24 protein-coding genes are annotated in these 21,939 nt (G+C 65.9%); 7 read left to right on the forward strand and 17 right to left on the reverse strand.

Annotation, left to right across the window (positions count from 1 at the left end; all coding sequences use genetic code 11):
• Positions 1-46: 46 nt before the first annotated feature.
• On the reverse strand, positions 47-925 hold the full coding sequence (argB, locus tag D002_RS0108050; RefSeq protein ID WP_018141406.1) for an acetylglutamate kinase: 879 nt from the start codon (positions 923-925) through the stop codon (positions 47-49).
• Positions 926-1,086: 161 nt separating this feature from the next.
• Between argB and hmpA the strand changes: the two genes are divergently transcribed.
• Positions 1,087-2,268: an NO-inducible flavohemoprotein gene (gene hmpA / locus D002_RS0108055; protein WP_018141407.1), complete on the forward strand. Its 1,182-nt coding sequence runs from the start codon at positions 1,087-1,089 to the stop codon at positions 2,266-2,268.
• 24 nt (positions 2,269-2,292) lie between these two features.
• On the opposite strand, the gene dut is transcribed toward hmpA, so the two are convergent.
• From dut to D002_RS0108070, 3 genes are read right to left on the reverse strand one after another with little or no spacing between them, the layout of a single operon-like run.
• On the reverse strand, positions 2,293-2,754 hold the full coding sequence (gene dut, locus D002_RS0108060; protein ID WP_018141408.1) for a dUTP diphosphatase: 462 nt from the start codon (positions 2,752-2,754) through the stop codon (positions 2,293-2,295).
• Positions 2,755-2,775: 21 nt separating this feature from the next.
• Positions 2,776-4,008: a bifunctional phosphopantothenoylcysteine decarboxylase/phosphopantothenate--cysteine ligase CoaBC gene (coaBC, locus tag D002_RS0108065; protein ID WP_018141409.1), complete on the reverse strand. Its 1,233-nt coding sequence runs from the start codon at positions 4,006-4,008 to the stop codon at positions 2,776-2,778.
• A 26-nt stretch (positions 4,009-4,034) separates the two neighbouring features.
• Positions 4,035-4,631, reverse strand: coding sequence for a DUF502 domain-containing protein (locus D002_RS0108070; RefSeq protein WP_018141410.1), 597 nt, complete (start codon positions 4,629-4,631; stop codon positions 4,035-4,037).
• A gap of 186 nt (positions 4,632-4,817) precedes the next feature.
• Between D002_RS0108070 and D002_RS0108075 the strand changes: the two genes are divergently transcribed.
• Complete coding sequence (locus tag D002_RS0108075) at positions 4,818-5,753, forward strand: MBL fold metallo-hydrolase (protein WP_196800115.1); 936 nt, start codon at positions 4,818-4,820, stop codon at positions 5,751-5,753.
• 2 nt (positions 5,754-5,755) lie between these two features.
• Here the strand turns inward: D002_RS0108075 and D002_RS0108080 are convergent, their stop codons facing one another.
• Positions 5,756-6,796 (reverse strand): lipid A deacylase LpxR family protein, encoded by a 1,041-nt coding sequence (locus D002_RS0108080; protein WP_018141412.1) that lies wholly within the window; start codon positions 6,794-6,796, stop codon positions 5,756-5,758.
• On the opposite strand from D002_RS0108080, the gene D002_RS0108085 reads away from it, so the two are divergent.
• Positions 6,795-8,522 carry a potassium/proton antiporter gene (locus D002_RS0108085; RefSeq protein WP_018141413.1) on the forward strand — a complete coding sequence of 576 codons (1,728 nt, stop codon included), beginning with the start codon at positions 6,795-6,797 and terminating at the stop codon, positions 8,520-8,522. The genes D002_RS0108080 and D002_RS0108085 overlap by 2 nt on opposite strands.
• Positions 8,523-8,543: 21 nt before the next feature.
• Here D002_RS0108085 and D002_RS0108090 read toward each other — a convergent pair whose 3' ends face one another.
• Positions 8,544-10,595 carry a UvrD-helicase domain-containing protein gene (locus tag D002_RS0108090; protein ID WP_018141414.1) on the reverse strand — a complete coding sequence of 684 codons (2,052 nt, stop codon included), beginning with the start codon at positions 10,593-10,595 and terminating at the stop codon, positions 8,544-8,546.
• A gap of 143 nt (positions 10,596-10,738) precedes the next feature.
• Here D002_RS0108090 and D002_RS0108095 point away from each other — a divergent pair, with 143 nt between their 5' ends.
• Genes D002_RS0108095 through D002_RS0108105 form a run of 3 tightly spaced genes read left to right on the forward strand, consistent with a single transcriptional unit; the run spans position 10,739 to position 12,218 of the window.
• Positions 10,739-11,065: a thioredoxin family protein gene (locus tag D002_RS0108095; protein ID WP_196800116.1), complete on the forward strand. Its 327-nt coding sequence runs from the start codon at positions 10,739-10,741 to the stop codon at positions 11,063-11,065.
• Between the two features lie 14 nt (positions 11,066-11,079).
• The gene (ampD, locus tag D002_RS0108100) at positions 11,080-11,637 is read left to right on the forward strand and encodes a 1,6-anhydro-N-acetylmuramyl-L-alanine amidase AmpD (RefSeq protein ID WP_018141416.1); all 558 of its coding nucleotides are present in this window, start codon (positions 11,080-11,082) and stop codon (positions 11,635-11,637) included.
• Positions 11,634-12,218, forward strand: a complete 585-nt coding sequence (locus D002_RS0108105; protein WP_018141417.1) for a histidine phosphatase family protein — start codon at positions 11,634-11,636, stop codon at positions 12,216-12,218. Before ampD ends, D002_RS0108105 begins: the two co-directional genes overlap by 4 nt.
• A 7-nt stretch (positions 12,219-12,225) precedes the next feature.
• Here the strand turns inward: D002_RS0108105 and D002_RS0108110 are convergent, their stop codons facing one another.
• Complete coding sequence (locus D002_RS0108110) at positions 12,226-12,543, reverse strand: DUF2322 family protein (RefSeq protein ID WP_018141418.1); 318 nt, start codon at positions 12,541-12,543, stop codon at positions 12,226-12,228.
• Between the two features lie 162 nt (positions 12,544-12,705).
• Here D002_RS0108110 and D002_RS0108115 point away from each other — a divergent pair, with 162 nt between their 5' ends.
• Positions 12,706-13,467: an inositol monophosphatase family protein gene (locus D002_RS0108115; protein ID WP_018141419.1), complete on the forward strand. Its 762-nt coding sequence runs from the start codon at positions 12,706-12,708 to the stop codon at positions 13,465-13,467.
• Positions 13,468-13,723: 256 nt separating this feature from the next.
• On the opposite strand, the gene D002_RS0108120 is transcribed toward D002_RS0108115, so the two are convergent.
• The 10 genes from D002_RS0108120 to hemB form a co-directional block, all read right to left on the reverse strand.
• Positions 13,724-14,050 carry a helix-turn-helix domain-containing protein gene (locus D002_RS0108120; protein ID WP_018141420.1) on the reverse strand — a complete coding sequence of 109 codons (327 nt, stop codon included), beginning with the start codon at positions 14,048-14,050 and terminating at the stop codon, positions 13,724-13,726.
• Entirely contained in the window at positions 14,047-15,039 is a 993-nt protein-coding gene (gene dusB / locus D002_RS0108125) for a tRNA dihydrouridine synthase DusB (protein ID WP_018141421.1), read from the reverse strand. The genes D002_RS0108120 and dusB overlap by 4 nt, the downstream gene beginning before the upstream one ends.
• 116 nt (positions 15,040-15,155) lie before the next feature.
• Entirely contained in the window at positions 15,156-15,875 is a 720-nt protein-coding gene (locus D002_RS0108130; protein ID WP_018141422.1) for a DUF3426 domain-containing protein, read from the reverse strand.
• A gap of 80 nt (positions 15,876-15,955) precedes the next feature.
• Positions 15,956-16,837 carry a 50S ribosomal protein L11 methyltransferase gene (gene prmA, locus D002_RS0108135; RefSeq protein WP_018141423.1) on the reverse strand — a complete coding sequence of 294 codons (882 nt, stop codon included), beginning with the start codon at positions 16,835-16,837 and terminating at the stop codon, positions 15,956-15,958.
• A 24-nt stretch (positions 16,838-16,861) separates the two neighbouring features.
• A complete protein-coding gene (gene accC, locus D002_RS0108140) occupies positions 16,862-18,208 on the reverse strand; it encodes an acetyl-CoA carboxylase biotin carboxylase subunit (RefSeq protein WP_018141424.1) in 1,347 nt (448 codons plus the stop codon).
• A gap of 48 nt (positions 18,209-18,256) precedes the next feature.
• Positions 18,257-18,706 (reverse strand): acetyl-CoA carboxylase biotin carboxyl carrier protein, encoded by a 450-nt coding sequence (accB, locus tag D002_RS0108145; RefSeq protein WP_018141425.1) that lies wholly within the window; start codon positions 18,704-18,706, stop codon positions 18,257-18,259.
• A gap of 9 nt (positions 18,707-18,715) precedes the next feature.
• Positions 18,716-19,156 carry a type II 3-dehydroquinate dehydratase gene (aroQ, locus tag D002_RS0108150; RefSeq protein ID WP_018141426.1) on the reverse strand — a complete coding sequence of 147 codons (441 nt, stop codon included), beginning with the start codon at positions 19,154-19,156 and terminating at the stop codon, positions 18,716-18,718.
• A 152-nt stretch (positions 19,157-19,308) separates the two neighbouring features.
• A complete protein-coding gene (locus D002_RS0108155; RefSeq protein ID WP_018141427.1) occupies positions 19,309-19,974 on the reverse strand; it encodes an OmpA family protein in 666 nt (221 codons plus the stop codon).
• A 103-nt stretch (positions 19,975-20,077) separates the two neighbouring features.
• Entirely contained in the window at positions 20,078-20,926 is an 849-nt protein-coding gene (gene aroE / locus D002_RS0108160; RefSeq protein WP_018141428.1) for a shikimate dehydrogenase, read from the reverse strand.
• Entirely contained in the window at positions 20,923-21,939 is a 1,017-nt protein-coding gene (hemB, locus tag D002_RS0108165) for a porphobilinogen synthase (RefSeq protein WP_018141429.1), read from the reverse strand. The genes aroE and hemB overlap by 4 nt, the downstream gene beginning before the upstream one ends.

Genomic DNA, 21,939 nt, shown 5'->3' on the forward strand with positions numbered 1-21,939 from the left:
AGCGATTCGCGGCGCTTATCCCATCCTGCTCGCCGGGGCCGGTTCGTTACCGGCTGATCAGCGTGCCGACGCCCTGGTCGGTCAGCAGCTCCAGCAATACGGCGTGTTCCACTCGGCCATCCACGATGTGGGTAGCGTTTACCCCGCTGCGGACGGCATCCAGGGCACAGCGGATCTTCGGGATCATGCCGCCGTGAATGGTGCCGTCGCGGATCATCTCGTCGACCTGAGGGGCTGAGAGCTTAGTCAGGAGCTTGCCACTGCCGTCCAGTACGCCGGGGGTGTTGGTCAGCAGGAACAGCTTTTCCGCGTCCAGCACGACCGCGAGTTTTTCAGCAGCGGTGTCGGCGTTGATGTTGTAGGCCTTGCCGTCGTGGTCGAAGCCGATGGGAGCGATCACCGGGATGAAATCGCTGTCGTCCAGGGTATGCACGATCGCTGGGTCCACGCCCTCGACTTGACCGACATGGCCCAGGTCCACGGTGGGTTGGCCTTCCGCGGCGCCGAAGTCGCGTAGTGGGGTGGCGCGGATCATCTGCCCGTCCTTCCCGGTCAGGCCGACGGCGCGCCCGCCGAAGCGGTTGATCAGCGAAACGATCTCCTGGTTCACGATGCCGCCGAGCACCATCTGCACCACGTCCATGGTCTCGCGATCGGTGACGCGCAGACCGTTGACGAACTCGGTCTCCTTGCCCAGGCGTTTCAGTAGGTCCCCGATCTGCGGCCCACCGCCGTGCACCACCACCGGATTCACCCCCACCTGTTTCAGCAGCACGATGTCGCGCGCGAACGAGGCCTTCAGGTGGTCCTCGGTCATGGCGTTGCCGCCGTACTTGATCACGATGGTCTTGCCCGCGAAGCGCTGGATGTAGGGCAGCGCCTCGATCAGTACGTGGGCAACGGAATGGGCCGTCTGGGTATCCATGGCGGGTCCGGTTGTCGGTTTTTGCAGCCGCGTAGTTTAGCACCCGGTCTGCTTGGTGCGGTGAGTCGCGCTTAAAACATGTACATAAGTTGCATCGTTTGACGTCGGTGGTGGGGGCCGGTATAAAGCTTCTTTTAAAATGCAACAAAAAAGGTTGGCACATGCTCTCGAACGAACAGAAGGCGATCATTCAGAAAACCGTTCCACTCCTAGAAGCGGGTGGCGAGGCCCTGACCCGGCACTTCTACCAGATCATGCTGCAGGATTATCCCGAGGTTCGACCCCTTTTCAACCAGGCCCATCAGGTCAGCGGCGAACAGGCTCGGGCGCTGGCCAATGCGGTACTGAACTATGCGCGGCACATCGACGAACTGGAGGCCTTGGGGCCTTTGGTGGGCCAGATCGTCAACAAGCACGTCTCGTTACAGGTGCAGCCGGAGCACTACCCAATCGTCGGCGACTGCCTGCTTCAGGCGATGCGTGAAGTGCTGGGCGAGGATGTAGCGACGGCTCCGGTTCTGGAAGCCTGGGGCGCGGCCTATCAGCAGCTTGCCGATATCCTGATCGAGGCCGAGGAAGGCGTCTACGCCGCGCATGAGCAGCAGCTCGGTGGTTGGCGCGGTGCTCGTGCCTTTCGGGTCGAGCGCAAGGTGCCCGAGAGCGACGAGATCACCTCGTTCTACCTGAAGCCCGTCGACGGAGAACCGGTGCCGCCGCATCAGCCGGGGCAGTATCTCGGGTTGCGCCTGATGATCGACGGCGAGGAAGTCCGCCGGAACTATTCCCTTTCGGCGGCCGCGAATGGCGAAACCCTGCGCATCAGCGTCAAGCGCGAACCGGGCGGTGTCGCCTCAACCTTCCTGCATGATCGGGTACAGGAGGGTGATGCGCTGGACGTCTTCCCGCCGGCCGGGGATTTTGTGCTGCAGCCGACCAACCGCCCGGTGGCTCTGGTGACCGCGGGCGTCGGAATTACGCCAGCGATGGCGATGACCGAGGCGGCGCTGGCGGAGGGCCGAGAGGTGCACTTTATTCACTGCGCACGACACGGCGGCGTGCACGCCTTTCGCGACTGGTTGGAGCGGCAGGCGGGGCGTACGGCCAGTCTGACCCGGCGCTATTGCTACAGCGAGCCGCGCGCCGGGGACCAGCCGCATGCCGAGGGTTTCCTGAGTCGCGAACAGCTCGCCGAGTGGTTGCCCGACCCGCGCGATGTGGATGTCTATTTCCTGGGGCCAAAACCGTTTATGCAACAGGTGCGCGCCCATCTGCGCGGGCTGGGTGTGCCGGATGATCAGGTGAGCTACGAGTTCTTCGGGCCGGCGTCGGCGCTGGAGACCTGACGCGGGTCGACGCCTCGGTCGGTGTCAGCCGCGGCCCGAGGAGCCGAAGCCGCCTGTGCCGCGGTGGCTTTCCTCGAAGTCCTCGACTACGCGGAAGCGGGGCTGGACGACTGGCACGATCACCAGTTGGGCCAGGCGTTCGCCGACTTCCAGGGTGTAGGCGTTGGTGCCCCGGTTCCAGCAGGAGATCATCAGTGGGCCCTGGTAGTCGGCATCGATCAGGCCGACCAGGTTTCCCAGCACTAGCCCGTGCTTATGTCCCAGGCCCGAGCGTGGGAGGATCATCCCGGCGTAGCCCGGGTCCTCGATATGGATCGACAGGCCGGTGGGGATCAGCTCGGCGGCGCCGGGTTCCAGGGTCAGGGGCTGCTCGATCATCGCGCGCAGGTCCACGCCGGCCGAGCCATCGGTGGCAGGGGCGGGCAGTGGAAAGTCCGCGCCCATGCGCGGGTCGAGGATCTTCAGGTCGATTTCGGGGGCAGGCATCCAGTCATTCCTTGCGGCCAGTCATTCTTTGCGGGATGGATTGGGTTCGCGCGCGGGGAGGCGTTCGGCAATGAGTTCGATCAAAGCCCGCGCCAGCGTGTCCTTGGGCTGGCGCGCGAGTTCGCGTTCGCCGTCGTTCCACAGGCACAGCAGGGCGTTGTCCGGCGTGCCGATGGCCTGGCCGGCGCTGACATCGTTGGCGGCGATCAGGTCCAGCCCCTTGGCTTCGAGCTTTCCGCGGGCGTACTCGCGCAGGTTCCCGGTTTCGGCAGCGAAGCCCACCAGGAACGGTCGCGGTGTCTGTTGGTCGGTGCGGGCGGCCACGTCGGCCAGGATGTCGGTGGTGCGCTCCAGCGGGAGCGTTAGCGTATCCGAGGACTTCTTCAACTTCTCCGTTTGGGATTCGCTTGGGCGATAGTCGGCCACGGCCGCGGCGGCGATGAACACGTCGACCTCGGGCAGTTGTTCGAGCACGGCCGCGTGCATAGCGGCGGCGGTATCCACCGCGATGCGGTCCACGCCCGCGGGGGGTGCCAGCGCGATCGGCCCATGGACCAGCGTGACCTCGGCACCTGCGTCCCGGGCCGCGGCCGCCAATGCCAGGCCCATGCGGCCGGAGCTGCGGTTGCCCAAAAAGCGCACCGGGTCGATCGGTTCGTGGGTCGGGCCCGCGGTGATCAACACCCGGCGTCCGGCCAGGGGCCCGGGCGCCGGGTGCAGCAGTGCGTGGGCAATGGTGGCAGGTTCCCACATGCGTCCGGGCCCCTGTTCGCCGCAGGCCTGGTCGCCCGCATCCGGGCCGAGAAAGCGCACCCCACGTTCTTGCAGCAGTGCGTGGTTGGCCTGGGTGGCCGGGTGCGCCCACATGCGATGGTTCATTGCCGGGGCCAGGGCAACCGGGGCTTCAGTCGCCAGCAGCAGGGCGGTAAGCAGATCATCCGCTTGGCCATGGGCCATGCGGGCCATCAGGTCGGCGGTGGCTGGGGCCACGACGACCTGGTCGGCCCAGCGCGCCAGGGCGATATGATCCATCCCGGATTCCGCTTCCGAGTCCAGTAGGCCGGTGCGTACCGGTTCGCCGGACAGGGCCTGGAAGGTCAGCGCAGTGACGAAGGCCTGGGCGCCCTCGGTCATCACCACGCGCACGGCGCAGCCGGCGCGCTTGAGTTCGCGCACCAGTTCGCAAGCCTTGTAGGCAGCGATGCCGCCGCTGACGCCGACCAGGATGCGCGGCTTTGACGTGTCTTCGTCCATGCGCGGATTCTAACCTGTCAGCCGTTTCAGGACGGATCCTTGCGCGCCGAGACACCGGCGGTCAGGGCGTAGCGCATGGCGTCTTCCAGCGACAGGTCCAGCGGCTCGATGCGTTTGCGCGGCAACATCAGGGTGTAGCCACCAATCTGGTAGCTCATCGGCATGTAGACGGCCACGGTCTCCTCGCCCCCGAGGTTGTCGGGCAGGCCGGCGAAGTCCTCGCGGGTGACGAACCCGACCAGCTTGAAGTCGCTGCCGGGAAACTGCACGAGCACCGCCTGGCCGAATTGCTTGTGGATGTCGCCCGATAGCAGCTTGGTGACGTCGCGCACCGTGCCGTGGATGGTCTTGACCACCGGGATGCGTTGCATCAGCCCTTCCAGCCATCCGAGCAGCCAGCGCACTACGTAGGCTTGCAGGAGCACACCCAGCCCGAATACCAGCCCAATGCCGACGAGGATGCCCATACCCGGGAAATACAGCAGGTCCGGCAGGACGGCCTGCAGCAGGCCTCCGAGGACCCTTTCGGCGGTGCTGCCCAGCCACCACAGCAAGGCCAGCGTGATCACGATGGGCAGGATGGCGGCCAGGCCGGTCAGGAAGGTGCGAGAGATTCGTTGCACAGCTGGCTCCGCGCGGGAAAGCGTAGCTGTCGATGCTAACCCATTCGGGGGAGTGGTACGGATGTACCGGCACTTTGGGTCGCACCAAAGGTCCATTCGTTATCGCGACAGACTTTACTACAAGGCAGGGAACAGACGATGAAGGCATGGATACCGACCTGGCTGTTGGCTTTGGTGATCGTTGGCATGGCCCCGTTACAGGCGGATGACGCCTCCGGCGGGCAGGCGAAGGGGCCTGCGGCACCCGAAGACTATGCGATGGCGGCGGAGGAGGTGGCCCCCGGGGTCTATGCCGTAATGACGCCCGCACGAGATCTGCCCAGCCGCGAGAACCTGGGGTGGAACGCGAACATGGCCTTCGTGGTGACCGATGACGGTGTGCTGGTATTTGATACCGGTTCCTCCGAGACCATGGGCGTGGCGCTGCGCGAGGCGATCCGCGAGGTCACCGATCAGCCGGTGCGCTGGATCGTGAACAGTCATAGCCACGGTGACCACTGGCTGGGCAATCACGCTTTTGTCGACGACGAACCGGAGATCATGGCGGGTTCCGCGGCCGCGGAGCGTATGCAGGCCGAGGCCGATGGCTGGATCGAGAACTTCAATGAAATGACTGAAGGCGCGACAGGCAAGACCACCCCGGCCTTCCCGGATCGTATGGTGGATGAACGCGAGGTGCTCGACCTGGCCGGAACGGAGGTCGTGGTCATGCCCTCGGGCGGTGCCCATTCGCCGGGCGATCTGATGGTCTGGCTCCCCGAGCAGCGGGTCCTTTTGGCGGGCGACGTGGTGTACAGCGACCGGGCGCCGTCCGTCTGGGATGGCGACGTGGCGCAGTGGATCGACCTGCTGGACGACCTCATTGCGCTGGAGCCCGAGGTCGTGGTGCCCGGTCACGGGCGCCTGGAAGGTGCAGAGACCCTGACGCGCCTGCAGCGCTATTTGACGATCCTGTGGGACGGCATCGCCGAGGGTGTGGAGCGCGGTCTGGCGGATTTCGAGACCGTACCGCTCGTGCGCGAGCACATGGGCGATTTGATCGAAGCCTATCCGGGATTCGAGGAGAAGATCGAGCGGTCGGTGGCGACGACCTATCCCGATGTGGAAGCGGCGATCTTCTGAGGTCAGAACTGCCAGGTGGCGTGTAGCGAGCCGAATTCCGCTGCGCGCTTGGCCTGGCCACTGAACTCGCGCGAACGCCAGACATGGGTATAGCCCACGCGAACGTTGGAGAGGTGGAATACCACCCCCGCGGTGAATTCGCCTACGACTGGATGTTTGTCCACGGACGGCCCGTCGCGAAACACGGGGCCATCCAGGAACAGGTCGTAGAGCATCAGCCGGGTATCCACGCCGGCAAAGGCGTAGCCGCCTGCACGCGCGGTGGTTTCAAAGGTATGGGAACCCGAAAGCGCCGGCCCGATCCGGGGTGGGCCGTAGTCGCGTGGAAGATTGCGCCCGGCGCGCACAATGGCGCCGGCGTTCGCAAAGGTGAACGGCGTTCCGGCCGTGGCGCCCCAGTGGGGCGTCAGGTCCGCGCCCCATCCGTTCTCCCCGCGATGGGACCGGCTGCGCAGCTGGCGTTCGTAGGCGACCATTAGCGTTGCCTCGTTGCCGATCTGGTGGTCCCAACCCTTTGGCTCCGGCGCGCTGGACCAGCGGTGTACCTCCCTTTGGGTGCGGTCTGCCAAGGATGCGGGCCCGACTGTACCCAGGGTGACCTGCAGCCGGTCCAGGCGGTCGCCGTGTTCCTCGGCCATGCTGAAATTCAGGTACAGCCAGCCAGCGTAGGGCCGGTCATCCGGGTCCGGCGGCGTACGCTCGATGTCCTCCGGCGTGTACATGTTCTGGCCCAGGTGGATCGCCGCCTTCAGGCGCCCTGGTTCGTCCCGCTGGACGAAAAACGGCAGGCTGTCGGCCACCGATTGCAGCCAGGAAGGGACGCGCTCCTCGCTGCGGGTCCAGCCGATCCGGAAGCCGTTCGTGTAGTAGCGATCTTCGCCCGCGAACAGGTCGTTCTCGAACTCGAAATGCACCGCATCCACGCCGCGCTGGGCCTCGGCCGGGACGGCGGTCAGGCACAGCGCCCCTCCGGCTAGAACGGCCGTGGCCAGGCCCTGGCGCGTGCGGCGGGACCCATGGGCGTTCCGGTATGATCGATGCATGGACCTCTCCAACCAGATCATCTTCCTGGCCGCCATCGTGTTGCTGGGGAGCATCCTCTCGAGCGTGATCACCTCGCGGCTGGGGGTGCCCCTGCTGCTGGTGTTCCTCGTCATTGGGATGCTGCTCGGCCCGGAAGGCCCGGGCGGTCTGGTTTTCGAGAATATCACTCTTGCCCACCTGATCGGCTCCGCGGCCCTTGCAGTCATCCTGTTCGACGGTGGGATGCGGACACCGTCACGCAACTTCCGCATCGGACTGAAGCCGGCGGCGGGTCTGGCTACCGTTGGCGTGGTCGTGACCTCGGGACTGACCGGGCTGTTTGCGGTCTGGTGGCTGCAGTTGTCGTGGCTGGAAGGCCTGTTGCTGGGGGCCATTGTCGGCTCCACGGATGCGGCCGCCGTGTTCTCGTTGTTACGCTCGCGCGGGTTGGAGTTGAAGAGCCGTGTCGGCGCTACGCTGGAGATCGAATCCGGCGCCAACGATCCGATGGCGATCTTCCTCACCATCGTGCTGATCGAGCTGATCCTGATGCCGGATCAGGGCTTTGGCTGGGTGGTGCTGATCGAGTTCGTCCAGCAGATGGGACTGGGCGCCGCGGTCGGTGTCGGCGGTGGTTTCGCCCTGCTGGCGCTGATCAACCGGGTGCCCATGGCCGCCGGTCTTTACCCTCTGTTTGCGATGGCGGGAGCGCTCGCGATCTTCGGTTTGACCGGACTGGTCGGGGGTTCCGGATTCCTGGCGGTGTATCTGGCCGGGCTGCTGTTGGGGAACCGCCCGCTGGAGGCCTCGCAGAACATCAAGCGCTTCCATGACGGCATCGCATCGCTGGCGCAAATCGGCATGTTCCTGATGCTCGGAATGCTGGTTGCGCCTTCCGAATTGCCGCCAGTGGCGCTGGACGCAGGTCTGCTGGCGGCCGTGCTGATCCTGGTGGCCCGCCCACTGGCGGTTTGGCTGTGCCTCTATCCGTTCCATTTCCCTTGGCGCGAACAACTGTTCATCGGCTGGGTGGGCTTGCGTGGAGCGGTGCCCATTATCCTGGCCCTGTTCCCGTTGCTGGCCGGGCTGGAATTGGCCGGCTACTTCTTCCATGTGGTGTTCTTCGTGGTCCTGCTGTCACTGCTGGTGCAGGGCTGGACCGTCGCCCCGCTGGCGCGCTGGCTGGGTCTGGAGCTGCCGCCGACCACGGCGCGGGTACAGCGCACCGAGCTGGATATCCCCGGGCAGCAGGAGATGGAGCTGGTGGGATATCGCCTTGCCGAGACCACGCCGGTGGTGCGCGAGGCCTGGTCGAACTTCCGGCTGCCGGGTACGGCTCGGGTCGTTGCCCACCTGCGCGGCGGCAAGCTGCTGGAGACGCTGGAGCTGCTGGATCTGCACGCCGGCGACCACCTCTACATCATGGTGGCGCCCACCGATCTTCATGACCTCGACCGGTTGTTCGTGCCGAAGGACGAGGTGCCCGAGCGCCTCACCGAGCGCAGTGTGTTCGGGGAATTCGCGCTCAACGGCGACGCCCAGTTGGGCGCGGTGGGTATGGCCTACGGTGCCCCCGTCCCGCCGGAGCGCCAGGGCGACACCCTGGAGGCCTACCTGCGCCAGGAACTCCAGGCCGAACCGGTCGTGGGCGACGCCGTCGACCTTGGCCCCATGCGCCTGGTCATCCGCGAAATGGACGGCCCCCGCATCACCCGCGTCGGCCTCAAGCTGCTCAAGCCAAACTGACCGCGCGCGGTTTTCGGGGGGTTACTTCTCCAGCATGGCCTTGAGGCCAGCGAGGTGGGCGCGGGCGGTGAGTTGCTGGGTCTCGGGGTCCGGCGGCTTGGCGTCGGGCCATTCGAGGTGTTCCTCGGGCAGTTCGTCGAGGAAGCGCGAGGGCTCGCAGTCGATGCTCTCGCCGTAGCGGCTGCGTTGCTGGGCGTAGGTGATCAGCAGGGTCCGCTGGGCGCGGGTCAGGCCGACGTAGGCCAGGCGGCGTTCTTCCTCGATGGAGTCGTCCTCGACGCTGACCCGGTGGGGTAGCAGTTCCTCCTCGAAGCCGACCAGGCAGACATGCGGAAACTCCAGACCCTTGGCGGTATGCAGGGTCAGGAGCTGGACCGCCTCGTTGCCGTCCTGGGACTCGCGGTTGCGGTCCAGGATATCCATCAGGCTGATGCGGTTGACGATGTCGGCCAGGTCCATGCCCTGATCATCCTCCGCCTCGTCGTCGCCGTATTCGGCGCTGGTGTTGCCGCCACCCATGCGCCCCACCCAGTCGATGAACTCGCGCACATTCTCCATGCGCCGTGTGGCAGCGCGCGGGTTGGGGCTGTTTTCCAGCAACCAGGATTCGTAATCGATGTCTTCGATCAGGCCACGTAGCAGGGCATCCGCGCTTTCCTCCTGTCCGCGGCGCTGAAACCCGTCGATCCAATCGGTGAAGCGCTCCAGACGAGCCTGGGCGCGGGCGTCCATGTATTCGGACAGACCGGCGCCGCGTGCGGCCTGCAGCAGCGAGGTGCCGCGCTGGTTGGCGTAGTGGCCGAGCTTTTCCAGGGTCGCCGGGCCGATCTCGCGGCGCGGCACGTTGACCACACGCAGGAAGGCGGTGTTGTCGTCCGGGTTGGCGAGCAGACGCAGGTAGGCGACCAGGTCCTTGATCTCGGCCTTCTCGAAGAACGACTGCCCGCCGCTCAGGCGATAGGGGATGCCCTGCTCGCGCAGGAGTTTCTCGAACAGCCGGGACTGGTGGTTGCTGCGGTAGAGGATGGCGAAGTCACCCCAGCCGTCATTCAGGCGGAAGCGTCGCCGCATCAGCTCGGAGACCACCCGCGCCGCCTCGGTGTCGGCGTCGGAGCAGCCGATGACCTCGATCTTCTCGCCCTCGCCCAGCGCACTCCACAGGCGCTTCTCGAACACGTGCGGGTTGTTGCCGATCAGGGCGTTCGCGGTATGCAGGATGCGGTTGGTGGAACGGTAGTTCTGCTCCAGCTTGATCACCTCCAGACGGGGGAAGTCTTCCTGCAGCCGCACGAGGTTTTCCGGGCGCGCACCGCGCCAGGCGTAGATCGACTGGTCGTCGTCGCCGACCACCGTGAGGCCATCGCTGACGCCGATCAGTAGCCGCACCAGCTGGTACTGGGCGGAGTTGGTGTCCTGGTATTCGTCCACCAGCAGGTGGCGGATGCGGTCCTGCCAGCGATTGCGCAGTTCCGGGTCGTCGCGCAGGCAGTCCACCGGGCGCTTGATCAGGTCGTCGAAGTCCACCGCGTTGTAGGCGCGCAGGGCGTCCTCATAGCGCGGATACAGGTTGGCCGCGGCGATGGCCTCGGGCGCGTCCGCCATCTGGCTGGCCTCGTGCAGCGCCTCCACGGGCGTCATCAGGTCATTTTTCCAGCGGCTGATGTGGCCGATCAGCGCGTCGACCTCGGAACCGGTGTCGTCACGATAGGTGATCTCGCGCAGCAGCTGCCGGCAATCGCCGGGGTCCAGGATGGAGAAGCCCGCGCGCAACCCGGCGGCCTGCAGCTCGCGACGCAGAAACTGGAGGCCAAAGGTGTGAAAGGTGGAGACATTGAGGCCGCGCGACTGCTCGCGCGACAGTCGCCCCTGCACCCGCTCGCGCATCTCGCGCGCAGCCTTGTTGGTGAAGGTGATGGCCACGATCTGGCGCGCGGCCAGGCCCCGCTTTTCGATCAGGTGCGCGATCTTTTCCGTAATCACGCGCGTCTTGCCGGAGCCCGCGCCGGCCAGGACCAGCAGGGGGTGATCCGTGGTGGTCACGGCGGCCTGTTGTTGGGGGTTGAGTTCGGACACCGGGGCGGTCGATTCCTTCGAGGCAGGGCGCGTAAACTAACCCACGATCCCGCATTCATAAAGACAGCAGCGGTGAGGGTAATCCATTGACCAACGTACCGCGCACTGCGGCATCCGCCGAGGGTCCCGAACCCCTTCCGCGCCTGACCCAGTTCGATTTTCATCAGTGCTTGATGGATGTGTCCGGTCCGGCGGTCATCCTGTTTACCCGCCAGGGTTGTGGCTCGTGCAAGGTGATGGGGCGTGTCCTGGCGCAGTGGCAGACAGAATCGGACTCGCCTGCCTTGTTCGTGGTGGATGTCGAGACCGATACCGCCCTGGTGCGGGAGTTCGAGGTTTTCCATCTCCCGGCGCTGTTCGTGTTCCACTCGGGGGCCTACCACGGGCGCCTGGAGGCCCCGCCGCGCCTGCCGTTGTTGCGGGAAACGCTGGCGGATGTGCTGTCCCGCCCGCCGGAGGAGGCGCCTTGAGCCGATCAGAGCCCATGTTGGATTCGTCCCGCGACTGGTACCCGCCGGCGCGCCGGGTGGAGAGTCCGAATCAGGACGCGCGGCCACCGGCGCAGGGGCCGGAGTTGATCGTGGTGCACGCCATCAGCCTGCCGCCGGGCGAGTTCGGTGGGCCGCATATCGCGGAGCTGTTCCAGAATCGCCTGGACCCGGCGGCTCATCCCTACTTCGCCGAGATCGCGGGATTGCAGGTTTCGGCACATGTTCTGATTGATCGCGAGGGTCGCCTCACTCAGTTCGTTCCGTTCTCCCAGCGGGCCTGGCACGCGGGCGTATCGCAATGGGAGGGGCGCCAGCGCTGCAATGACTTTTCCATTGGGATCGAGCTGGAGGGAACCGACGAGGAGCCGTTTGCTCCAGTGCAGTACACCGAGCTGGCGCGCCTGGTGCGCTGGCTCCGGGTGCACTACAAGGACATCGGACCCGACGCCCTGACTGGACACAGCGACATCGCGCCCGGGCGCAAGACCGACCCGGGGCCCCGCTTCGACTGGGCCCGGCTGCAGCGCGAGATTCGAGAGGTGACGGCATGATTGTGGATTTGCTGCGCCATGGCGAGCCCGAGGGTGGCCAGCGCTATCGAGGACATGGCTGTGACGACCCGCTCAGTGCGCGCGGCTGGAGCCAGATGGAGCGGGCGGTTCGGGGCGAGGAGGAGTGGCAGTACGTGGTCAGTTCTCCGATGCAGCGCTGCCGCGCGTTTGCCGAACATCTTGCGGGCAGCCAGGCGTTGCCCATCACCTTGGAGTCAGACCTGCGCGAGGTGGGCTTCGGCGATTGGGAGGGACGCACACGGGTGGAGTTGCAACGTGATCGGCCCGAGGAGTATCGCGCCTTCTACGCCGATCCCGTCCATGCTCGCCCTTCCGGGGCCGAGCCGTTGGAGGCCTTCCGGCGCCGGGTAGAAGCAGGCTTCGAGAGCGCGGTGGCGAGCCTGGCCGCCGAACGGGTGCTGGTGGTGGCGCACGCCGGGGTGATCCGCGCCCTGGTGGGATGGGTCATGGGCGTGCCGGACGATCGGCTGTTCCAGTTCGAATGCGACTACGCGAGCCGTACCCGTTTACATCGACATCCCGCGCGCGGCTGGCGCCTGATTCACGCCAACCGGGTGTAGCACGCGCTTAGCCGGCCTTGCTGTCGCGCTTGGGGACCGCCTTCACCGACAGGTAGTAGTCGTTGTTCAGTACGTCGATCAGGCGATCGATGTTCGGGTGTTTGCCAGGGTTGGCGCGGGCATCGTCGGCATGGCTTCCATACATCAGGAGGCCGGAGTTTGCCGCCTTCGGACCGATGCCGCCATAGTCCAGCGCGAGCTGGTAGTAAATCTGCAGCGACAGACTCTGGCCATCCACGTTCTCGATGCTGGCGGTGGGGTTGTAGTCCTCGCCAAACAGTTCCAGGCGTTCGATATTGCTGACGTCGGGCAGCTTCTTGGACATGTCATGCTCCTCGAAATAATCGCGGCATTATCGGGGCATGCCCGGGCTGCGACAACCAACCCGCGAAGGTGGCAGGGTCGCCGCAGGATCAGCCCCGGTTTTGCCTCATGGTACGATAGCGGCTTTTGCCGAGGGGACACGAGCATGTCGCGAAGCGCGTTCATGGAGGCCGCCCAGGCCGCCGCCGATGCCGCCGAGAAGGTGATCCGCCACTACTACGAGACGGGTGTCGACGTCGAAACCAAACCCGACGACACCCCGGTGACTCGGGCCGACGTAGAGAGCGAACAGGCGATCCGCCAGGTGATCCGCGAGCACTTTCCGGACCACGGTTTTTACGGCGAGGAGACCGGGCAGTCGGATATGGATTCCGACTACGTCTGGCTGATCGACCCGATCGACGGCACCAAGAGCTTCGTGCGCCGCTATCCGTTCTTCTCCACGCAGATCGCGCTGATGTACAAGGGCGAGCTGATCCTGGGGCTGTCCAATGGCATCCAGTTTGGCGAGCGCGCCTGGGCCGAGAAGGGCCAGGGTGCCTTCCTCAATGGCGATCCGATCGCGGTCGAGAAGACCACCGACCTGGGCCGTGCCTCGCTGTCCACCGGCAACCTCAAGTCCCTGGCGCAGAATGCCGAGGGCTGGAAGGCGCTGGGCGGAATCACGGCCGAGGTGAACCGCACCCGCGGGTACGGCGACTTCTACCATTACCACCTTCTGGCGCGCGGTAGCATCGACCTGATCGTCGAGTCCGATGTGAACATCCTGGATATCGCCGCACTGGCAGTGATCGTGCGCGAGGCCGGCGGCGTGTTCACCAACCTCTCCGGCGGTGAGCTCGACCTCAACACGGCCAACGTCCTCGCGGCCGCCACCCCGGAACTGCACCAGGCCGTCCTGAACCGTCTCGCCTGGCAGGGCTAACCGTTCATTCTTGCGCCACCAAGTGCACGGAGGACACGGAGAAGGAAGGGCGGTTTACAGGAAGGCGGGAAGATTGAAAGGGGGATCGTGCGGGTGGTCGCAGGATGGCGAGTAATTTCATGCATCTCGGAGCGGTCGCCGTACAGGTCCTGCAGCAGAAACCTGCTGGTAATCCAAATCGCCGGATAAGGCATCCGGACCAGGATCTTGCGAAAGCTTTCTGACTTTCCGATCTTCCTGTGACCAGAACGGAACGTCAGGTCGCAGCACCGTTGCCGTTGAGGTTTACGAGGCCGTGGGTGCGGAGTTTTTTGCGCAGGGTGGCTCGGTTCAGCCCCAGCAGGGCGGCCGCGCGGCTCTGGTTGCCCCCGCAGCGCTCCAGCACGCTGGCGAGTAGGGGGCGTTCCACTTCGTTCATTACAAGCGCGTAGAGGTCGTGGCTGCTTTGGCCGTCCAGGGTCTCGAAGTATTGGTCCAGCGCGTGGCGCACGGATTCCGCCAGCACGCAGTCGTAGGACAGAGTGCCCGCCAGTGCGGCATCCCGGACATCCGTTTCTTGTTCGAGTGGCATGTTCGTGCTCATGCAGCCTCGCTTGCGATTCCCGTCAGGTGGGCGCGCAGGCGCCGTAACTGTTCGCTGGCGGTGGGGGCGGCAAGAAGGTCAGCCCGGGCCGCCCGTGTCCAGGCCTCGTCGAGACCCAGACCCTGAAGATACCAGCCTAGATGCTTGCGCGCGATACGTACGCCTTGCGGTTCGCCGTATTGGGTATGCAATTCGGTAATGTGGTCCTGAATCAGGCCCAGACGCGTTGCCAGATCCGGTGCCGGCGGGATCGGTTCGCCGGCCAGTGCTGCACGGATCTGGCCGGGCAGCCAAGGCTGTCCCTGGGCCGCACGACCGATCATTACGCCGGCCGCACCGGTCATATCGATTACCTGCCGTGCCCGCTGGAGTGAGGTGATATCGCCGTTGGCGAGTACCGGGATGGAGACCGTCCGCACAATCCGCTCGATCGCGAAGTAGTCGGCCTGTCCGCGGTAGGCATCGGCTCGGGTACGGCCATGTACGGTCAGCATCGAGATGCCGCTGTCCTCGGCGATGGCGGCGATGGCTTCGCCGTTCATCCGTTCGCGGTCCAGACCCAGGCGCATCTTCAAGGTGACCGGCACCGTGACGGCCTCAGTGAGTGCCTGCAACAACTCGCGCACCCGTTCCGGTTCGCCCAGCAATGCCGATCCGGCCGCCTTGCTGCAGACCTTCTTGGCCGGGCAGCCGAGGTTGAGGTCGATCACGTCGGCCCCGCGGCGCACGTTCTCGCGGGCCGCAGCGGCCAGCGGGCCGGGCTCGTTCCCCAGCAGCTGCACAATGCGCGGCCGGGGCTCCTGGCGATGGTCGAGGCGGTGCCGGCTCTTGTCGCTGTTCCACAGCCGGGTGTCGGACGTGACCATCTCGGACACCGCGGCACTGGCGCCCAGACGCCGTGCGAGTAATCGGAACGGACGATCCGTAATCCCGGCCATCGGAGCCAGGAACACGACGGGGTCCGCAAAGTGGTGGCTTCCGATCTTCATGTGGGTCGCCGACAGCCGAGGGGGCATGCGAGTCTAGCAGTTCAGGGGCGCGACTTCTCGCTCAATGGCAGGGGCCAGAGGTACCGGTCATTGAGGGTCGAGACCCCTGGGTGGGCTTAGCGAGGGCGGATCTCGATGCCTGCGACGCGGTCGTTCAGAGGCAACAGGATCGCCCGTACGGTATGGGATTGGTGGGCGTCCATGGGGCGTTGTGGGTCGGTGTAGTCGGCCGGGTTCAGGCGTAGCCTGCCCTGCGAGGTGCCCAGCCGGTCTGTCAGCCGGATATCCAGGACCGGCCAGGCTTGGCGTATTGGGCTTTCGAGCTCGAATCGCAGGTGCAGAGTTCCGTCGGTGGTGATCACGAAATCGGGCGTCGAGACGCGGACCTGCCCTGGCACTCGTGGTGGGTGCCAGTCGGGACATTGGATCACGCCGCACAGCATGCTGCGCGCTTGGTCCAGCTCGGCCTGCTGACCGGGCGCAATAGGGGGGATGATCAATACCTGTAGCCCGAATAAAGCGAGCAGCCCCAAGGCCAGGGCGAGACCCGGCCACGTCCGTCTACCTCTGGCGGCGTGCAGGTTGAGAAGTCTCGGTGGGGCCTCAATGTCGAGCTTCCATGCCACCTTCGGGATGGACTCGATTTGGGGTGGTGGGGGGCGATCGGCAGAGACGACCCCTTCACCGAGCACACGTTCTCCTGCGCCGCCGATTTCGAGCGCCGGGAACAGGGCGAACTCGGCACCACAGTTAGAGCAGCGGACCTTGTGCAGGCGGACCTTGTCGCCGCTGGCCAGGGCGTGGGTGACGCGGCATTCAGGGCAGCGGGCCAGCATCGTCCGATTCGGCTGTCAGGCGAGGTGGGTCAAGCGTACGCGTAATGCCCCATGCTCTTGCCTGTGCCTCATGTACATAGCTAGCGCCGCCGGCCGCCCAGCAATGCCCAGCCTTCGCGACAGTCTTCAACGCCGATGTCGAAGGCATCGGAGTAGGCGGCCATCACCTCATCCGCCTGGCGCTCCAGCAGGCCGGCGAGCAGAATACGTGCGCCCGGTTTGGCCGCGCGGGCCAGCTCCGGCGCGAGGTCGATCAGGGGTTTGGCGAGGATGTTGGCCAGTACCAGGTCGAAGCCCGCCGTCGGTACCGGATGGTCGAGCAATCCAATTTCCAGCTGGGCCGGGGGTACGGCATTCGCATCGGCGTTGCTGCGGGTTGCCTGCACGGCCTGTGCGTCGATGTCGATACCCACGGCCTGGCGTGCGCCGAGTTTGAGGGCCGCGATGGCAAGGATGCCGGAGCCGCAGCCGTAATCCAGGACGTCCAGATCGCGCGGTGGCTGTTGGGCCAGGGCGGCGAGGCACATCGCGGTGGTCGGGTGGTTACCGGTGCCGAAGGCCAGTCCAGGGTCCAGGCGGACGAACGTGCCTTCCTCAATGGCGGGCTCGTCTTCCCAGGAAGGCACAATCCACAGCGAGTGGCCGCAATGGATCGCGCCCAGGCCGTCAAGGCCTGCTCGCACCCAGTCTTGATCCTCGATCGCCTGGACCAGGATCCCCTCTGGTGCCTGTGCCTGGCGTTCCAGTGCCGCGGCCGCAAGATCGGCCTGGGTCGTGTCCGGGAATACCGCCTTCAGGCGCACGGTGGACCACAGCGGATGGGTGCCTATTGGGGGCTCGAACAGCGGCTCATCGGCGGCATCGAATAGCTCGACGCTGACCGCGCCCAGTTCGAACAGGGTGTCTTCAAGTGGCTCGGCCTGTTCCGGGGTGATCTGGCATTCGAGTTCGGCAAGGCTCATGGGGGCTCCGGATGACGCGGGCCGTCAGGCCTGTGCCTTCAGTTTCTTCTCAAGATAGTGAATGTCGGTCTCGCCACGCTGGAAATTCGCGTCAATCATCAGGTCGTGGTGCAGCGCGACGTTGGTCTGGATGCCGTCCACGACGATCTCGCCCAGGGCCCCTCGCATGCGCGCGAGGGCGACCGCTCGGCTATTGCCGTGGGCGATGAGCTTGCCGATCATCGAGTCATAATACGGTGGCACGACGTAACCGTTGTAGATGTGAGTATCCATGCGGATACCCGGACCGCCCGGCGCGTGGTACTGCTGGATGGTGCCGGGGCTGGGCATGAAGGTGGTTGGGTCTTCGGCATTGATGCGGCACTCGATCGCGTGGCCGGTGATGCGCACATCGTCCTGGGTGTAGCCCAGTGGCTCCCCGGCGGCGATGCGGATCTGCTCGCGCACCAGGTCGATCCCGGTGACCTGCTCGGTGACCGTGTGTTCGACCTGCAGGCGGGTATTCATCTCGATGAAGTAGAAGGCCCCGTTCTCGTACAGGAACTCGAAGGTGCCCGCGCCGCGGTAACCGATCTCCTGACAGGCGCGGATCAGGCGCTGCGCCATGGCCTGGCGTTGCTCATCGGTAATGCCGGGGGCAGGGGCCTCCTCGATCACCTTCTGATGACGGCGCTGCATGGAACAGTCGCGCTCACCCAGGCAAACCGCGTTGCCGTGGCTGTCGGCGAGAATCTGGAACTCCACGTGGCGTGGTTGCTCCAGGTATTTTTCCATGTACAGGGTGTCGTTGCCGAAGCCCTGCTGGGCCTCGTTGCGTGTCAGCGAGATCGCACTCAGCAAGGCCCCTTCGGTATGCACCACGCGCATGCCGCGGCCACCACCGCCGGCGGCGGCCTTGATGATGACCGGGTAGCCGATCTCACGCGCCAGCGCCAGGTTGGTGTCTGCGTCTTCGCCCAGGGCACCGCCGGAGCCGGGGACGCAGGGCACGTTGGCCTCCAGCATCGATTGCTTGGCGGAGACCTTGTCGCCCATCAGGCGAATGGTGTCGGCCCGCGGGCCGATGAAGGCAAAGCCCGAGGACTCGACCCGTTCGGCGAAGTCCGCGTTCTCCGACAGAAAACCGTAGCCCGGATGGATCGCGCCGGCATCGGTGACCTCGGCGGCGGCGATCAGCGCGGGAATATTCAGGTAGCTCTCGCCGGACGCCGCGGGACCGATGCAAACGGATTCGTCCGCAAGGCGGACGTGCTTCAGGTCGCGGTCGGCACTGGAGTGCGCGGCGACAGTCGCAATGCCCATTTCGCGGCAGGTGCGCAGGACCCGCAGAGCGATCTCGCCGCGGTTGGCGATCAGAATTTTCTCAAACATGCTCGAACCTGTTTCCAGCGGAGCCGGGACCGGGCCCGGCGAATGGGCTCATCCGATGATGAACAGCGGTTGCCCGTATTCCACCGGGTTGCCGTTTTCGATCAGGATGTCGCGGATGGTGCCGGCCTGATCGGCCTCGATCGGATTGAGCATCTTCATGGCCTCGATGATGCACAGGGTCTCGCCGACCTCGACGGTCTGGCCGACCTCGACGAACGGCTTCGAACCCGGACTGGGCGCGCGATAGAAGGTGCCGACCATCGGGGCGGTGACGCGGTGACCATCCATCTCCGGCGCGGCGGGCGTGGTATCGGCCGGCGCGGCTGGAGCAGGGGCGGCCGCTGGTGCCGGCGCGGGCAGCGGCGCCGGGGCGGCTACGGCGGTCCCGCTGGCGGAACGCGTAATGCGGACTGATTCCTCGCCCTCGTGAATCTCGATCTCGTGGATGCCGCTCTCGTCGAGCAGGTCGATCAGTTTCTTGACCTTGCGAATGTCCATGGAAGCCTCTTATTCCTTGATAGCTGCAAGCGCCGCATCCAGCGCCAGCCGGTAGCCAATGACCCCAAAGCCACTGACCAGACCGGCGGCGACATCGCTCAGACGCGAGGTCTGGCGGAACGGCTCGCGGGCGTGGATATTGCTGATATGGATCTCGTAAAACGGGATGGCGACCCCCAGCAGGGCATCGCGCAGACTGACGCTGGTATGGGTCAGGCCACCGGGATTAATCAGGATGCGTTGTACGCCCTCGCCGGGGGCGGCATGAATGCGGTCGATGAGATCGCCCTCATGATTGCTCTGAAAGCAGTCGAGCGTGGTATCCGCCTGTTCGGCACGGTCGCGCAGGTCGGTCTCAATGTCGGCCAGGGTCTGGGCGCCGTAGCGCTCCGGCTCCCGCTGTCCCAGCAGGTTCAGGTTGGGGCCGTTGAGCAGCAGAATGGAGGCCATAGCAGGGGGAATCGGTAGCGATCCTGTAGACAATGGACGCGATTACACCGAAAAATGACGGTGCGGCGAATGTTTGGGATTTTGCCGCAGGAAGGGTGGGGGTGTCCAGCACAAGCGACCGCCCCGGGGGTGATTCCGGGGCGGTCGACGGCTTATGAGTCGGCAGTGAGCGGGAACAGGGTGAGCTCCACGCGGCGGTTCTGCTCGCGCCCGGCATCGGTTTCATTGGTGGCCACCGGCTGGTGCGGTCCAAAGCCGATGGTGTGCACGCGTACGGACTGCACGCCGCGGCGGATCAGCGCCTGGCCCACGCTTTCGGCTCGGCGTTCGGAGAGGTTCATGTTGTACTCGACCCGGCCGGTGCTGTCGGTGTGGCCGGCCACCTCGATGCCGGTTTGGTCAAACTCCTCAAGGACCAGAGCGACGGAATCCAGCACGTCCTGGAACTGCGGTTTGACCTCGGCACGGTCGAAATCGAAGGTGATGTTGCTCGGCATGTTGAGGATGATGTTGTCGCCGTCGCGCGTGACGCTGACGCCGGTGCCGCGCAGCTGTTCGCGCAGGGCATCTTCCTGACGGTCCATGTAGTTGCCGATGGCGCCGCCGGCCAGGGCCCCGATGCCAGCCCCGATCATGGCGCGCTGAGTGCGGTTGCGGCTGCTGGTGACACTGCCGAGCACGGCGCCGGTGGCCGCGCCGATGCCGGCCCCGATGGTGGCACGCGAGACGCGTTCTTCCCCGGTGTATGGATCGGTGGTGGTGCAGCCCATCACCAGCACCAGGGCGCCGGTGGCGGCCAGAGCGAGAATGCGTTGCATGGCGGTTCTCCCGTGTTCGTGTGATCCGCAAGGCAGCGGACGTGATGAATCCCAGCTTGCGGTCCGCGGGGTGAACCGTCCATGAACCCGGAGAAGTGGTGGGCTATTGGCCGTCGATTTCGTGACGCAGTTCGTGCAGCACCGGGGCGGTTTCGGGATGGACCCCGCGCCAGATCGAGAAGGCTTCGGCGGCTTGTTCCACCAACATGCCGAGGCCATCGCTGCCGTGCGTGCAGCCGGCGTTGCGGGCCCAGGCGAGGAAGCGCTGGGCACCGGCGCCGTAGACCAGGTCGTAGGCCAGGCTGTCCGGGTGAACCAGGTGGTCGGGCAGGTCCAATCCGTCCTGCCCGAGGCCGGTCGCGGTCGCGTTGATCACGAGGTCGAACGAGTGGGAGGGCAGGCGGTTCAGGCCGCAGGCGGAGAGGCGAGTCGCCGGGGCAATATCGCGAAAGGCCTCGGCGAGCGCCTCCGCGCGTTCCGGCGTTCGGTTGGCGATCACCAGGGTCTCCGGCGCGCCCTCCAGCAGCGGTTGCAGCAGTCCGCGGGTGGCACCGCCCGCGCCCAGGATCAGGATACGCCGGTCGCGTACCTGAAAGCCCAGACGTTCCAGGTCGCGGCAGAAGCCGATACCGTCGGTGTTGTCGCCATGGATCTGGAGTTCGCTGTCCCGCCATAGCGTGTTCACGGCGCCGGCGTGGCGCGCGCGGTCGCTGAGCTGGCGCGCCAGGGCGAAGGCCTCTTCCTTGAAGGGGACCGTCACGTTCAGGCCGCGCAGGCCTTCCGCGAACCAGGCATTGACCTCCTCGGCGAACTGCCCGGGTGTGCCCTGACGGGCGTCATAAACGAGAAACTGACCGGTTTGTTCGGCGAACAGGGTGTGAATGCGCGGGGAGAGCGAATGGTGGATCGGGTTGCCCACCACTGCGTAGCGATCCGGGCGCGGTTCGCTCATCGGGCGGCGTCCTCCGCCAGCCATTCGGCCACGGTGCGGGCGTAGTAGGTGAGGATGCCGTCGGCCCCGGCGCGCTTCATGCCGGTCAAGGCCTCCAGCACGCAGGCGCGCTCGTCCAGCCAGCCGCGTTCGGCGGCGGCCTTGAGCATCGCGTACTCGCCGGAGACGTGATAGACGAAGGTCGGGCGCTGGAACTCGTCACGGATGCGGCGGACCACGTCCAGATACGGCATGCCCGGTTTGACCATCACCATGTCGGCACCCTCGGCCAGGTCCAGCGCGACCTCGTGCAGGGCCTCGTCGCTGTTGGCCGGATCCATCTGGTAGGTCTCCTTGCCCCCCTTGCCGAGGTTGCCGGCCGAGCCGACGGCGTCACGGAACGGACCGTAGAAGGCGGAGGCATACTTGGCGGAGTAGGCGAGGATGCGCGTGTGCACATTCCCGCCGTCCTCCAGCGCGCCGCGAATCGCGCCGATGCGTCCGTCCATCATGTCGGAGGGGGCAACCACGTCGGCGCCGGCCGCGGCATGCGACAGCGCCTGCTTCACCAGGGCCTCGACGGTGATGTCGTTCACCACGTAGCCGTCATCGTCGATGATGCCGTCCTGGCCGTGGGTGGTGAACGGGTCCAGGGCGACGTCGGTGATCACGCCGAGCTCGGGGTGGGCCGACTTCAGCGCGCGCACCGCGCGCTGCGCCAGGGCATCCGGATTCCAGGCCTCCTGTGCGTCCAGGCTCTTCTTTTCCGTCGGGACCACCGGGAACAGCGCCAGCGCCGGGATGCCGAGGCGCACGGCCGCGGAGGCCTCTTCCAATAGCTGGTCGATCGACACGCGTTCCACGCCGGGCATGGACGGCACGGCCTCGCGGACGCCTTCGCCCTCGGTGACGAACACCGGCAGGATCAGGTCATCGGCGCGCAGGTGGTGCTCGCGCATCAGACGACGGGAAAACGCGTCGCGGCGCATCCGGCGCGGACGGCCGGCGGGATACGGGGCAATCGGTGCGGTCAT

The sequence above is a fragment of the Thioalkalivibrio sp. ALJ7 genome, assembly GCF_000376865.1.
Lineage (GTDB): Bacteria > Pseudomonadota > Gammaproteobacteria > Ectothiorhodospirales > Ectothiorhodospiraceae > Thioalkalivibrio.

Bases quoted from the DNA above. Each gene is read 5' to 3' on its own strand.
- D002_RS0108115 (WP_018141419.1), top strand. From the start codon at position 12,706: ATGGAGGCCGCCCAGGCCGCCGCCGATGCCGCCGAGAAGGTGATCCGC.
- D002_RS0108110 (WP_018141418.1), bottom strand. From the start codon at position 12,543: ATGTCCAAGAAGCTGCCCGACGTCAGCAATATCGAACGCCTGGAACTG.
- D002_RS0108130 (WP_018141422.1), bottom strand. From the start codon at position 15,875: ATGCTGGCCCGCTGCCCTGAATGCCGCGTCACCCACGCCCTGGCCAGC.
- D002_RS0108155 (WP_018141427.1), bottom strand. From the start codon at position 19,974: ATGCAACGCATTCTCGCTCTGGCCGCCACCGGCGCCCTGGTGCTGGTG.
- D002_RS0108105 (WP_018141417.1), top strand. From the start codon at position 11,634: ATGATTGTGGATTTGCTGCGCCATGGCGAGCCCGAGGGTGGCCAGCGC.
- accB (WP_018141425.1), bottom strand. From the start codon at position 18,706: ATGGACATTCGCAAGGTCAAGAAACTGATCGACCTGCTCGACGAGAGC.
- ampD (WP_018141416.1), top strand. From the start codon at position 11,080: ATGTTGGATTCGTCCCGCGACTGGTACCCGCCGGCGCGCCGGGTGGAG.
- aroQ (WP_018141426.1), bottom strand. From the start codon at position 19,156: ATGGCCTCCATTCTGCTGCTCAACGGCCCCAACCTGAACCTGCTGGGA.
- D002_RS0108120 (WP_018141420.1), bottom strand. From the start codon at position 14,050: ATGAGCACGAACATGCCACTCGAACAAGAAACGGATGTCCGGGATGCC.
- aroE (WP_018141428.1), bottom strand. From the start codon at position 20,926: ATGAGCGAACCGCGCCCGGATCGCTACGCAGTGGTGGGCAACCCGATC.
- dut (WP_018141408.1), bottom strand. From the start codon at position 2,754: ATGCCTGCCCCCGAAATCGACCTGAAGATCCTCGACCCGCGCATGGGC.
- coaBC (WP_018141409.1), bottom strand. From the start codon at position 4,008: ATGGACGAAGACACGTCAAAGCCGCGCATCCTGGTCGGCGTCAGCGGC.
- D002_RS0108075 (WP_196800115.1), top strand. From the start codon at position 4,818: ATGGCCCCGTTACAGGCGGATGACGCCTCCGGCGGGCAGGCGAAGGGG.
- argB (WP_018141406.1), bottom strand. From the start codon at position 925: ATGGATACCCAGACGGCCCATTCCGTTGCCCACGTACTGATCGAGGCG.
- hmpA (WP_018141407.1), top strand. From the start codon at position 1,087: ATGCTCTCGAACGAACAGAAGGCGATCATTCAGAAAACCGTTCCACTC.
- dusB (WP_018141421.1), bottom strand. From the start codon at position 15,039: ATGAAGATCGGAAGCCACCACTTTGCGGACCCCGTCGTGTTCCTGGCT.
- prmA (WP_018141423.1), bottom strand. From the start codon at position 16,837: ATGAGCCTTGCCGAACTCGAATGCCAGATCACCCCGGAACAGGCCGAG.
- accC (WP_018141424.1), bottom strand. From the start codon at position 18,208: ATGTTTGAGAAAATTCTGATCGCCAACCGCGGCGAGATCGCTCTGCGG.
- D002_RS0108080 (WP_018141412.1), bottom strand. From the start codon at position 6,796: ATGCATCGATCATACCGGAACGCCCATGGGTCCCGCCGCACGCGCCAG.
- D002_RS0108085 (WP_018141413.1), top strand. From the start codon at position 6,795: ATGGACCTCTCCAACCAGATCATCTTCCTGGCCGCCATCGTGTTGCTG.
- hemB (WP_018141429.1), bottom strand. From the start codon at position 21,939: ATGACCGCACCGATTGCCCCGTATCCCGCCGGCCGTCCGCGCCGGATG.